8 protein-coding genes are annotated in these 13072 nt (G+C 68.9%); 1 reads left to right on the top strand and 7 read right to left on the bottom strand.

What is annotated here, in order from left to right:
• Positions 1 to 121: 121 nt before the first annotated feature.
• The 7 genes from ACFXPK_RS25045 to ngcE form a co-directional block, all read right to left on the bottom strand.
• On the bottom strand, positions 122 to 1447 hold the full coding sequence (locus ACFXPK_RS25045) for a sugar ABC transporter permease (protein ID WP_385078778.1): 1326 nt from the start codon (positions 1445 to 1447) through the stop codon (positions 122 to 124).
• On the bottom strand, positions 1444 to 2232 hold the full coding sequence (locus ACFXPK_RS25040; protein ID WP_385078775.1) for an ATP-binding cassette domain-containing protein: 789 nt from the start codon (positions 2230 to 2232) through the stop codon (positions 1444 to 1446). The genes ACFXPK_RS25045 and ACFXPK_RS25040 overlap by 4 nt, the downstream gene beginning before the upstream one ends.
• Before the next feature lie 314 nt (positions 2233 to 2546).
• Positions 2547 to 3647, bottom strand: a complete 1101-nt coding sequence (locus ACFXPK_RS25035; RefSeq protein ID WP_385078805.1) for a sugar ABC transporter substrate-binding protein — start codon at positions 3645 to 3647, stop codon at positions 2547 to 2549.
• Between the two features lie 133 nt (positions 3648 to 3780).
• Positions 3781 to 5004, bottom strand: coding sequence for an ROK family protein (locus ACFXPK_RS25030; protein ID WP_385005104.1), 1224 nt, complete (start codon positions 5002 to 5004; stop codon positions 3781 to 3783).
• A 238-nt stretch (positions 5005 to 5242) separates the two neighbouring features.
• Positions 5243 to 6175 carry a carbohydrate ABC transporter permease gene (locus tag ACFXPK_RS25025; protein WP_385005106.1) on the bottom strand — a complete coding sequence of 311 codons (933 nt, stop codon included), beginning with the start codon at positions 6173 to 6175 and terminating at the stop codon, positions 5243 to 5245.
• Positions 6175 to 7098 (bottom strand): carbohydrate ABC transporter permease, encoded by a 924-nt coding sequence (locus tag ACFXPK_RS25020; RefSeq protein WP_385005108.1) that lies wholly within the window; start codon positions 7096 to 7098, stop codon positions 6175 to 6177. Before ACFXPK_RS25020 ends, ACFXPK_RS25025 begins: the two co-directional genes overlap by 1 nt.
• A 120-nt stretch (positions 7099 to 7218) precedes the next feature.
• Entirely contained in the window at positions 7219 to 8667 is a 1449-nt protein-coding gene (gene ngcE / locus ACFXPK_RS25015; RefSeq protein ID WP_385005110.1) for an N-acetylglucosamine/diacetylchitobiose ABC transporter substrate-binding protein, read from the bottom strand.
• Positions 8668 to 9090: 423 nt separating this feature from the next.
• Here ngcE and ACFXPK_RS25010 point away from each other — a divergent pair, with 423 nt between their 5' ends.
• The gene (locus ACFXPK_RS25010) at positions 9091 to 12963 is read left to right on the top strand and encodes a GH92 family glycosyl hydrolase (protein WP_385078802.1); all 3873 of its coding nucleotides are present in this window, start codon (positions 9091 to 9093) and stop codon (positions 12961 to 12963) included.
• Positions 12964 to 13072: the final 109 nt, after the last annotated feature.

Raw genomic sequence — 13072 nt, 5'->3', positions numbered from 1 at the left:
TCCGCGGCGCCCCCCCCCCCCCCGCCGCCCCGCGCCCCCCCGCCCCCGCCGCGCGCGCGCGCCCCGCCCCCCCGGGGTCCGCGCGGGGGGCCGGGCCGCGTCATGTGCCGCTGGTGTCCGATCAGGCGCGGCCCGCGGTCTTCTGGGTCCTGCGGGTGACGGCGTCGATGACGACGGTCGCCAGCAGCACCGCGCCGGTGATCATGAACTGGATCGCCGAGGCGATGCCCTGGAGGGCCAGCCCGTACTGGATGGAGACGATCACCAGTACACCGAGCAGCGCGTTCCAGGTGCGGCCGCGGCCGCCGAAGAGGCTGGTGCCGCCGATGACGGCCGCCGCGATCGCGTTCATCAGCAGGTCACCGCTGCCCGCGCCCTGGTTGGCCGAGGCGATCTTGGAGGCGATGAAGAGGCCGCCGACCGCCGCGAACGTACCGGCGATCGAGAAGACCGAGATCCGGATCAGGGTGACGTTGATGCCCGCCCGGCGGGACGCCTCGACGCTGCCGCCGAGGGCGAAGACCTTCCGGCCGTAGGAGGTACGGCGCAGCACGAAGTCGGTGACGACCAGCACCAGCAGGAAGATCACGACCGCCAGCGGCAGGCCCTTGTACTGGTTGTAGAGGATCGCCACGCCGAAGGAGAGGACGGCGAGCAGTCCGCTGCGCAGCAGGATCTCGCTGAGCGGGCGGGACGGGACCCCGGCCGCCTCGCGCCGGCGGTTGTCGAGGAACGCCGTGAGGAAGTACCCGGCGACCGCGACGACGGCGAGGCCGTAGGCCGCGGCGACATCGGTGAAGTAGTAGCTGGTGAGCTGGGCCACCACGCCGTCGGAGTCGAGGTTGATCGTGCCGTTGCTGCCGAGGATCTGGAGCATGAAGCCGGACCAGAAGAGCAGCCCGGCCAGGGTGACGGCGAACGCGGGGGCGCCGACGCGGGCGAAGAAGAAGCCGTGGATCGCGCCGATGACCGCGCCGCTGAGGATGGCGACGAGCAGGGCCAGCCACTCGTTCATGCCGTGTGTGACGCTCAGCACGGCGACGATGGCGCCGGAGACGCCGCTGACCGAGCCGACCGAGAGGTCGATCTCGCCGAGCAGCAGAACGAAGACGATCCCGACGGAGATCATTCCGGTGCCGACCATGGCGACGGAGATGTCGGAGAGGTTGCCCGCGGTGAGGAAGTTCGAGTTGAGGCTCTGGAAGATGGCCCAGATGACGATCAGGCCGATGACGACGGGTATGGAGCCCAGGTCGCCGGCGCGTATCTTCCGCTTGAACTCGGTCAGGTAACCGGCGAAGCCCTGTTCGCGTACGAGCAGCCGGGGGTCGACCGCCGTGACGGCGCCGTCCGCGGCGGGCGGGGCGTCCACCGGGGCGGTGCCCGGGGCGGGTGCCTGCGCCTCGGCGCTCTTGGCGAGCGACGGGGAGGTCTTGTCCGTACTCACTTCTGAACCTCCACGTTGCGCGAAGCGCGGCGGGTCACGGCGTTGTCCGTGGCGCCGGTGATGGCGGCGATGATCTCTTCCTGCGAGGTGCTCGCGACATCGAAGACACCGTTGTTGCTGCCGAGCCTGAGCACGGCGACCCGGTCGGCGACGGCCTTGACGTCCGCCATGTTGTGGCTGATGAGGAGGACGGCGAGGCCGCGCTCCCTCAGCCGCTCGACCAGGTCGAGGACCTGGGCGGTCTGCTCGACGCCGAGGGCCGCGGTCGGCTCGTCGAGGATGACGAGCTTGGGCTCGCCGAGCATCGAGCGGGCGATGGCCACGGTCTGGCGCTGGCCGCCGGAGAGCGAGGCGATCGGGATACGGACGCTCGGTATCCGGATCGACAGCGTTGTCAGCAGCTCGCGCGAGCGGCGCTCCATCTCGACCTCGTCGAGCACGCCCCAAGTGCGCAGCTCACGGCCGAGGTAGAGGTTTCCGACGACATCGATGTTGTCGCAGAGCGCGAGGTCCTGGTAGACGGTCGCGATGCCCAGGTTCTGGGCGTCGTGCGGGCGGCCGATCGAGACGGGCCTGCCCTCCCACTCGATGACGCCGTCATCGATGGGGTGGACGCCGGCGATGGTCTTCACCAGCGTGGATTTTCCGGCGCCGTTGTCGCCCACGAGGGCGACCACCTCACCGGAGTGGATCTCAAGCTCTACGTCGGTGAGCGCCTGGACGGCACCGAACCGCTTGGAGACCCCTCGCAACGCCAGCACGGGCGTAGCGGTCACATGAACCATCTCCTTCGCCGCCTGACCGGCGGGGATGCCGCGCCGGGGGAGGGCGCGGAGGTCGAGCACAGAGAACGGGGGGAGCCGGCCGCGCGGAGCGTACGGGGCGCGGGGCGCGGCGGGTGGAACGACCCGCGACGGCGGCCGGGGACGACGGCCGTCGCGGGTCCGTCCGGTGTCCCGCCCTGGCTGCGGGGCGTGGACGGACGGGACACCGGACAGGTGTACGGGCCGGGCCGGTCAGCGGCCGGCCGGTCCTCGGACCGGTCGGCCGTCGGGCCGGCCGGAGCGTGGTCCGGCCGGCCCGGCCGGCACCGGTCGGCCTACTTGACGCCGATCGCGTCGCAGCCGGCCTTGTACTTGGCGGTGCAGATCTCGGCGGCCGTGTAGATGCCTTCCTTGATCACGGTATCGTTGATGTTGTCCTTGGTCAGCGAGACGACCGGGACGAGCACCGTCGGGACGCCCTTGGTGGTGGGGCTGTCCACCGTGGTCTTGGCGATGGAGTCGAGCTTCTCGCCCTTGGCGAGCGCGACGGCCATCTCGGCCGCGATCTCGGCCTCCTGCGGGTAGGACTTGTAGACGCTCATGAACTGCTCACCGGAGACGATGCGCTGCACGCCCGCGAGTTCGGCGTCCTGTCCGGTGACCGGCGGGAGCTTGCTGAAGCCGCCGCTCTTGAGGGCCGTGATGATGCCGCCCGCCATGCTGTCGTTGGCGGAGTAGACACCGATGATCTTGTCCTTGCCCAGTGCGGAGATGGCGCCTTCCATGTTGGCGTTGGCGTTCTCCGGCTTCCACTCCTTGGTGTCGTACGACTTGCCGATGTTCACCTTGCCTTCGAGGACGGAGAGCGCGCCCTTCTTGAACAGCGCGGCGTTCGGGTCGGTGCTGGCGCCGTTCATCATGACGATGTCGCCGGACTTCGCCTTGTCCCCCAGCTCGTCCAGGAGCGCCTTGCCCTGGACCCTGCCGACCTCTTCGTTGTCGAAGGAGGTGTAGGCGTCGATCGGGCCCTCGGCGAGCCGGTCGTAGGCCACGACCGGTATGCCGGCCTCCTTGGCCTTCTTGACCCCGCTGGCGATGGCCTTCGAGTCGACGGCGTCGACGACCAGCACGCTCACCTTGTTGGTGATCATGGTGTCGACCTGCTGGCTCTGCGTCGTGGCGTCCTGCTTGGCGTTGGCGTAGACGACCTTGCCGGTGCCGTCGGTCAGCTCGCTGACCTTCTTCTCGATCAGCGGCTTGTCGAACTTCTCGTACCGAGCCGTCTGATTCTCCGGCAGGAGCAGCCCGACCGTGATCGGGCCCTTCTTCTCCGCCGTGGACGCTTCGGCCTTGTCGCCGGACTCCTTCGCGCTGCCGCAGGCGGCGAGGGAGACGGCCATCGCGGTCGCGACGGTGGCCACGGCGGCGCGACGCATCTTTGCGTTCACTTCAAAAACCTCCCTGACGAGGCCGCGTCGTTGCGGCCGAGGTGGCTGGAAGTCAACTCTCGTCCGATGTCGGCGTCAAGGAGTAAATCCTTAACGAGATGACAACGGTGCCATCCGTTATCTAAGTGAAGGCGGGAGCCGAGACCGATGAGGCTGCGGGCGTGGCGGCGGGAAGAGCGCTCTCCAGCAGGGTCGAATCGCCCATCTCGCTCAGTACGAGCGCCAGCGCGCCCAGTACCTCGGCCCGGCCGCCGAGCGCCCCGGGGAGCACCGAGAGCTGCCGTGCGGCGCTCGGGATGGCGTACCGCGAGACGGACTCCCGTATGGGCGCGAGCACCAGTTCCCCCGCCTCCGCCAGGTCCCCGCCGAGCACCACCCGGCTGGGGTTGAGGAGGTTGCAGAGGTTGGCGACGCCGCTGCCGACATGGCGGCCGACGTCCGCGATCACCCGGCGGCAGCCGGGGTCGCCCTCGCGGGCGAGCTGGACGACGCGCTCCATGGTCAGGTCGACGCCGTGGCTGGACTGGAGCAGGGGCAGTACGTAGCGGGTCGCGGCGAAGGTCTCCAGGCAGCCCCGGTTGCCGCAGCGGCAGACGGGGCCCGACTCGTCCAGCGTGATGTGCCCGATCTCACCCGCCGTGCCGCCGGGGCCGCGGTAGATCTGGCCCTCGATGACCAGGCCGGCGCCGACCCCGCTGCCGACCTTGATGTACGCCAGGTCGCTGACCCCGCGCCCGCTCCCCCAGACCAGCTCGCCGAGGGCGCCGAGATTGGCGTCGTTGTCGACGTACACCGGTACGCCCAGGCGTCCGGCCAGCTCGTCGCCGGGGTTGATGCCGCTCCACCCCGGCAGGATGGAGGTGGAGCCGAGCGTGCCCGATTCCACGTCGATGGGGCCCGGAACGCCGAGCCCCACACCGATCACCTTCTGACGGCTGACACCGGTGGCCACGATCAGCCGCTCGACCAGCTCCTCGGCCCGGCCGAAGCCGTGTGCGGAGGAGGCGTCCACGTCGAGGGGTTCCGACTCCTCGGCGAGCACCTGGTGGGCGAGGTTGCCGACCGCCACCCGCAGATGCGTATGGCCGAAGTCCACCCCGACGACGACCCCCGCGTCCCCGCTCAGGGAGACGCTGCGGGCCCGGCGGCCCCCGGCCGAGGTGGGGGTGACCTGCACCGTTCCCCCGTCCTTGAGCTCACGGACGATATTGGAGACCGTGGCCGCCGACAGTCCCGTGCTCCGTGCGATCTCCGCCTGGGTGAGCGAACCGGCCATACGCACCGCGCGTACGACCCGTTCGAGGTTGGCCCGGTGCAGAGACGACTGCGACCCTGGAGTCTCCACGACTCATCCACTCCTGCCCTGGGCGGACGGCACGACGACCGCCGCCGGCCGGGGTCGCGCCCATGAGACCCCGACGTATCTCCAACTTGTGAACCCTAAGCACAGCTTTCGGGCCCGCCCCCGTCAAGACCTTGAGCAAGGTGAACGCGGCGAACCGCCCGTCGGAGTGCCTGGACGGGCGGTTGGACCGTACCTTCGCTGCCCGTACGGGCAGGGTGGCCCCGTACGGGGCCAGGTGCTACTTGAGCGCTCCCGCCGTCAGTCCGGCGACGACCTGCCGCTGGAAGATGATGTACGCGGCGAGCACCGGCAGCATCGCCATCACCAGGCCGGCGAAGAGCCCCGACCAGTCGCCCTTGTACCCCTGGCTGACCGCGAGCTGCACCAGCCCCTGGGAGAGCACCTTGCGGTCCGGGTCGGTGTTGAGCACCGTGGGCAGCAGGTACTGGTTCCACTGCCCGAGGAAGTTGAAGATGCCGACGCTGATCAGTCCGGGCTTGGCCATCGGCAGCATCACCTGGAAGAAGGTCCGGGTGTGCGAGGCGCCGTCGATGAGCGCGGCTTCCGCGACCGAGGATGGCAGCGTTCTGAAGAAGGAGGTCAGGAAGAAGACCGTGAACGGCAGCGAGTAGGCGATGTAGACCAGGATCAGGCCGTGGATGGAGTTGAGCAGGCCCAGATTGTTCATGACGTAGAACAACGGGACCAGCGCCAGGATGATCGGGAAGCTCATCCCGCCGATGAACAGGTAGTAGATGAAGCGGTTGCCCGGGAACTCGAAGCGCGCCAGGACGTACGCCGCCATCGAGCCGAAGAGCAGCGTGCCGACCAGCGAACCGGCCACCACCAGGATGGTGTTGAGGAAGTACTCGCTCATGTGCGCCTGGGTCCAGGCGCGCGACCAGTTCTCGAAGTGCAGCCGGTCCGGCAGCGCCCAGGGGCTGGTGAAGATGGACCGGTCGTCCTTGAAGGACGTCATGACCGCCCAGAGCAGCGGCATGGCGACCAGGAACGCCCAGATGACGAGCACGCCGTGGGAGAAGACGTTGAGGACGCCGCCGGTCGCGCTCTCCTTCGCGGGGAGCGCGTCGGCCTTGGCCACGGGGGGCCGGGGCGCGGGGTCCGCCGCGGGGGGCAGATCGGCCGGCGGAGGGGTGTCGGTGGTCTTCATCAGTACTCCAGCCGCTCACGTCGGCCCAGCCGCATCACGAGGGCGGCGAAGGCCAGCGTGACGATGAGCAGGGCGACACCGATCGTGGTCGCATAGCCCGCCTGACCGTCACGGAACGCCTTCTGGTAGACGAGCAGGGTCAGGACATTGGTGGAATCGGCGGGCCCGCCGGGGCCCACGGTCATGATCTGGACGACCGCGAAGGACTCCGCCCCGAGCGCGAGGATGCCCATGTAGACCCAGCCGGACTGCACGGTGTCCCAGAGCAGCGGCAGGGTGATACGGAAGAAGGTCGTGACGCGGCTCGCACCGTCCAGCAGCGCCGCCTCGTAGAAGTCCTTGGGGATGGAGGCCATGCCCGCGGAGAAGAGGACCACGAAGAACCCGGTGGTGCTCCACACGAGGACGGCCATCACGCACCACAGCGCGAGGTTCGGATCGCCGAGCCAGTCGGGCTTCACGCTGTCCAGACCGACCGCGGCGAACGCGGAGTTGATGGCGCCGCTGTTCGGGTTGTACGCGAATTGGAAGAGCAGCGCCACGATCGCGATCGAGAGCACCTGCGGGAAGAAATACACGATCTTGTAGAAGGACGAGCCGCGGACGCCCGAGACGGCCGCTCCCTTACGGCTCCGCCCGCCGACGTTCAGCATGAACGCGAAGAACAGCGCGAGGCCGAGCACGACCACGGGCAGCAGCAGCGCGAAGAGCAGGCTGTGCCGGAGCGAGGACCAGAAGGTGCTGTCGTCGAGCATCCGGCTGTAGTTGTCGAAGCCGACCATCGAGAAGTCGGGGCTCAGACCCGTCCAGTCCGTGAAGGAGTAGTAGATCGACTGGACGAATGGCCAAATGACGAAAAGCGCGTACAGCGCGAGGGGGAATACCAGAAACCCCACGATGAAACGGTACTTGCCGTGCTGCATGTCTCCCGACCCCGAATCTCCGGCGGGTGGCGCCGTGCCGCTCTGGGAGCCCGTACGACGGGCCGTGATCCGGAGGCCCCTGGTCGCGGGGCCTCCGGACTTCTACCGTGCCGCTGCGTGCTACTGGTGCTTGTAGTGCTTGATGGAGGTGTCCTTGGCCGTGGCGTCCGCGAACTCCTGACACTTCTTGACCGCCTCGGCCGGCGTCATGCGCCCGGCCATCAGCTCGCCGAGCACGCCCACCCCGATCTTCTGCTTCTGAAGCTCCACGTACCAGTCCTGGAGCCGCGGGTTGAGCACGTTGTCACCCGCCTTGGCGAGTACGTCGACACCGGACTGGAGGGCGGTGGAGAGGGTGAGGCCGTCGGTGCCGCCGTTGTAGGCGGTCAGGGACTTCACCTTGGAGGTGAAGTTCTTCGAGGACCCCTCGCTCAGCATGATGCGGAGCTGCTCCATGCCCCCGTCGGGGTTCTTGGCGTTCGCGGGCACGATGAACGGCTCGCCGCCGGAGGCCCAGAGCGCCCCGAACGGCAGCTTGTCCGAGCTGTCCAGGCCGGACGGCGCGGCCACCTTCATCTGGAAGTCCTTCGGCGTGGTCTTCGCCGCCTCGTTCTCCACCCAGGAGCCGTTGGGGATGAAGAGCGCCTTGCCCTCGGTCCACGCGGTCTGCGACTGGATGTGGTCGAGACCGGGCGTGCCCTGGAGGATGTAGCCCTTCTTGAACAGCTCGAAGTACGCCTCGAACGCGGACTTCACGGCCGGGTGCTTCCAGGCGTTCGGCTCCAGGTTGTCGATGGCGTCCAGGACCTCACGGCCGCCGATCTTCCCGATGAACGGGTAGAGCGAGAAGGGGAGGTAGTACGGGTACTTGCCGGCGTACGTCCATCCGGCGATGCCCTTCTTCTTGGCCTTCTCGCAGAGGGCCAGCATCCCGTCCCAGTCCTCGGGGTACTCGGCGTCCAGCTTGTCGAGCGCGGTCTGGGAGTACCACACGCCGTACACGGTGTACGCGTAGTACATGATCCACACGGGGTCGCCGTCGAGCCGGCCCATCTCCAGGACGCCGGGCCGCAGCGTGTCGCGTACCTTCTTGGCCGGGTCGTCGTACGACGGGGCGTCCATCAGCGGCGTCAGGTCGGTGAGCTGCTTCTTCCCGGCGAGGACGCCCATGTCCATCTGCTCGGCGCCGGAGTTGTCGATCAGGTCGGGCGGGGTGCCGCCGTTGAAGCGCGGCTGGAGCTCGGACTGGATCTTCTCGGTGGCGCCGAACTTCACCTCCGCCTTGGGAAAGGCCGTCCGGTACTGCTGGACGGCGTCCTTGGCGTACTCCGTACCGAATCCGCCGTTGAACAGGACGAAGTCGAGCGGCGCGCTCTCGTTCACCCCGAGCGGGTTCTTCTGGGACGTCTTGCCCTTCTCGACCTTCTTGTCGCTGCCGCTGTCGCTGCTCGCGCAGGAGGCGAGGAAGCTCATCGTCGGGACGGTGATCAGACCGATCGCGGCGGACCGCTTGATCACATCACGACGGCCGAGGCCCGCGTTGTCGTTCCGAGCGGAGGTGGATCCCATGCTCAAGTCCTCGCCTTCTCCAGGACTCAGGCGGTGTACCGGTCGCCCGTCCTTCTCGCCTGAGGAGAAGGGCTCCGCCACCGCGGTCGAATGAAGCTGGGTCGTGCAGGAATGTCGTGCTCGATCATGTTCGGCCATCAGGGGCGGACGCCGACAGGTATAGTCCATTTCCTGTCAACTGAGCAAGATCAAAAGGGAGTTTGCCCGGCAGTCTTTCCCTAGTTGAGACCTCCCGGATATCCGTGCCGGTCGACCGACGCATTCGACCGCACCGGACCTTCCCACACGTCCATTTCCGGACACGCCGTTGCTTCAACACCCTTGACACCACTGTGCACTTGCCTCCTACTGGACCCTGCGCCTCTGCTTTGACAACGTTGTCCAGCTCGGTACGCAGGAGGAAAGCTCGGTATGCAGCCCGGTATGCAGCTCAGACCCGGACTCCGTCCCCGACCATGGCATTCGGCCGCCCTGGTGGCGGCCGCCTCGCTGCTCGTGGTGACGGCCCCGTCGGCCGCCGCGGTACAGACCGCCGCACCGCGCCCGGCATCCGCGGAGAGGGAGTTCACGTCCTCGTTCGAACAGGAGGAATCCCCTCCGGACTGGCGCAACACCGTCGAGGTGGGGCCCGATGGCCAAAAGCGGTCGTCGGGCGTCGACGGGGGCCTCACCGGCGGGATCCCGGGCGGTGTCACCGACCGGGTCGTGGACCTGCGCGCCAGCGGGGAGAACACCGGCGGCGGTGAGACCAAGGAGAACCTGGTCGACGTGCGCCCCGCCACGAAGTGGCTGGCCTTCACCCCCACCGCCTGGGTCGAGTTCGACCTGGACGAGCCGGTCAAGGTGGTCACCTACGCCCTGACCTCGGCCAACGACCACGCGGAGCGCGACCCCCGGGACTGGCGGCTCCAGGGCTCCACCGACGGCAAGGAGTGGAAGGACCTCGACACCCGCGAGGGCCAGACCTTCCCCGAGCGCTTCAAAACGGTCAGTTACACGGTCGACGCGGCGGCGGCCGGCGCGTACCGCCACTACCGGCTGGACATCACGAAGAACAACGGCGCCTCCGACGCGACCCAACTGGCCGATGTCCAGTTCTCCGACGGCGGTACGAGCGCGCCCGCGCCCGAGGACATGCGCACCCAGGTCGACCGCGGTCCCGTCGGCTCCCCCACCGCCAAGTCCGGTGCGGGCTTCACCGGGAAGCGGGCGCTGAAGTACGCGGGCACCCACAAGGCGGCGGGGCGCGCCTACTCGTACAACAAGATCTTCGACGTCGATGTGGCCGTACGGCGGGACACGGCGCTCTCGTACCGGATCCACCCCTCGATGACCGGGACGGATCTCAACTACCCGGCCACCCATGTCGCGGTGGACCTCGCCTTCACCGACGGCACCTATCTGAGCGATCTGAACGCGCGCGACTCCCACGGCGGGGCGCTGACCCCGCAGGGCCAGGGCGACGCCAAGCGGCTCTACGTCAACCAGTGGAACCAGGTGGACGCCCGGATCGGCCAGGTCGCCCAGGGCAAGACCGTCGACCGGATCCTGGTCGCGTACGACTCCCGTACCGGACCCGGGGAGTTCGAGGGGTGGATCGACGACATCACCCTGGCGCCCAAGGCGGCCGAGAAGCCGCTCGCCCGTCTCTCCGACTACGCCTCGACCACCCGCGGCACCAACTCCAGCGGCTCGTTCTCGCGCGGCAACACCTTCCCGGCGACGGCCGTGCCGAACGGGTTCAACTTCTGGACGCCGGTGACCAACGCCGGTTCGACGAGCTGGCTCTACGAGTACAGCCGCGGCAACAACGCCGACAACCTCCCCACCCTCCAGGCGTTCGCGGCGAGCCATGAGCCGAGTCCGTGGATGGGCGACCGGCAGACCTTCCAGCTCATGCCGTCGGTGGCCGAGGGAACGCCGAACGCCTCCCGCACGGCGCGCGCGCTGCCCTTCCGCCACGAGAACGAGAGCGCGAAGCCGCACCGCTACGGGGTGACGTTCGAGAACGGTCTGAAGACCGAGATGGTCCCGACCGACCACGCGGCGATGGTGCGCACCACCTATCCGGGTGACAACGCGAGCATGATCCTCGACAACATCTCCAACGCGGGCGGGCTCACGCTCGATCCGGAGACCCGCTCCTTCACCGCGTACTCCGACGTACGGAGCGGGCTGTCGACCGGCGCCACCCGTCTCTTCGTGTACGGCGTCTTCGACGCGCCGGTCACCGCGAGCGGCAAGCTGCCCGGCGGCGGGGGCGCGGACGTCACCGGCTATCTGCGCTTCGACGCGGGCGCCGACCGCACCGTCACGCTGCGTCTGGCGACCTCGCTGATCAGCGTGGACCAGGCGAAGAAGAACCTCGCCGACGAGATACCGGCGGGCACCCGCTTCGAGCGGGTCGAGGACCGGGCGCAGCGCGCCTGGGACGACATCCTGGGCCGGGTACGGGTGGAGGGCGCGGACCACGACCAGCTCACCACGCTCTACTCCAGCCTGTACCGGCTCTACCTCTACCCCAACTCCGGTTTCGAGAACACCGGTTCGCTCGCCCGGCCGAAGCAGAGTTACGCGAGCCCGTTCTCCCCGAAGACCGGGACGGACACCCCGACACGGACGGGCGCGAAGATCGTCGACGGCGAGGTGTACGTCAACAACGGGTTCTGGGACACGTACCGGACGACCTGGCCCGCGTACTCCTTCCTCACCCCGAAGAAGGCGGGGTCGCTCGTCGACGGCTTCGTCCAGCAGTACAAGGACGGCGGCTGGATCTCCCGCTGGTCCTCCCCCGGCTACGCCGACCTGATGACGGGCACCAGTTCGGACGTGGCCTTCGCGGACGCGTACGTCAAGGGCGTCGGCTTCGACGCGGAGGCGGCGTACGAGGCGGCCCTGAAGAACGCGACGGTGGCGCCGCCGAGCGCGGGCGTGGGCCGCAAGGGCACGGAGACCTCGTCGTTCCTCGGCTACGCCTCGACCGAGACCCACGAGGGGCTGTCCTGGTCGCTGGAGGGCTACCTCAACGACTACGGCATCGCGAAGATGGGCGAGGCGCTGTACAAGAAGACCGGGAAGGCCCGGTACAAGGAGGAGTCGGCGTACTTCCTCAACCGCGCCCGGAACTACGTCTCGCTCTTCGACCGGGACGCGGGCTTCTTCCAGGGCCGGAACCTGAAGGGCGACTGGCGGGTCCCGTCGGAGAAGTTCGACCCGAGGATCTGGGGCTACGACTACACGGAGACGAACGCGTGGGGTTACGCGTTCACGGCCGTGCAGGACTCCCGCGGGCTGGCCAACCTCTACGGGGGGCGCGCGGGCCTGGCCGAGAAGCTGGACACGTACTTCGCGACGCCGGAGACGGCCGAGGCCGAGTTCAAGGGCTCGTACGGCGGGGTCATCCACGAGATGACGGAGGCACGCGACGTACGGATGGGCATGTACGGCCACTCCAACCAGGTGGCGCACCACGTGACGTACATGTACGACGCGGCGGCGCAGCCGTGGAAGACGCAGGAGAAGGTCCGCGAGGTGCTGGGCCGGCTCTACACCGGCAGCGAGATCGGCCAGGGCTACCACGGTGACGAGGACAACGGCGAGCAGTCGGGGTGGTACCTCTTCTCGGCGCTCGGCTTCTATCCGCTGGTGATGGGCAGCGGGGAGTACGCGGTGGGCTCGCCGCTCTTCACGAAGGCGACCGTCCGGATGGACAACGGGCGCACGCTGGTCGTCAAGGCGCCGAAGAACAGCGAGAAGAACATCTACGTGCAGGGCATGAAGGTCAACGGGAAGAGCTGGAACTCGACGGCGCTGCCGCACGAGGTGCTGGCGCGCGGCGGCACGGTGGAGTTCGCGATGGGTCCCCGGCCGTCGTCCTGGGGCTCGGGCAAGGCCGCGGGCGGCCAGGGCCGGGACGCGGCGCCGGTCTCGATCACGCAGGACGACAAGGTGCCCACGCCGCGCACCGACGCCCTGACGGGGACGGGCCCGCTCTTCGACAACACCTCGCGCACGGAGGCGCCGGTCACGTCGGTGGAGCTGCCGGTCGCGTCGGCGACGAAGGCGGTCCAGTACACGCTGACGTCGGCCACGGCCGGGGAGGCGCCGACCGGGTGGACGTTGCAGGGCTCCACGGACGGTACGACGTGGCGGACCCTGGACACCCGGTCGAAGCAGTCCTTCGGCTGGGACCGGCAGACCCGTGTCTTCACGGTGGCGAAGCCGGGGTCGTACCCGAAGTACCGCCTGGTGAGCGACGCTCCCGCGACCCTGTCGGAGGTGGAGCTGCTGCGCTGACGCCCCGGCGGTAAGGGAGGGGGGGGGGGGGGCGCGCGCCGGGCCCGGGGGGCCCCCCCCCGGCACCGCGCGCGGCGCCGGGGGGGGGCGGTGGGCGCGCGGGCGCCGG

This window comes from Streptomyces sp. NPDC059142, assembly GCF_042755665.1.
GTDB lineage: Bacteria > Actinomycetota > Actinomycetes > Streptomycetales > Streptomycetaceae > Streptomyces.
This window is presented reverse-complemented; position numbering and strand designations above follow the sequence as displayed.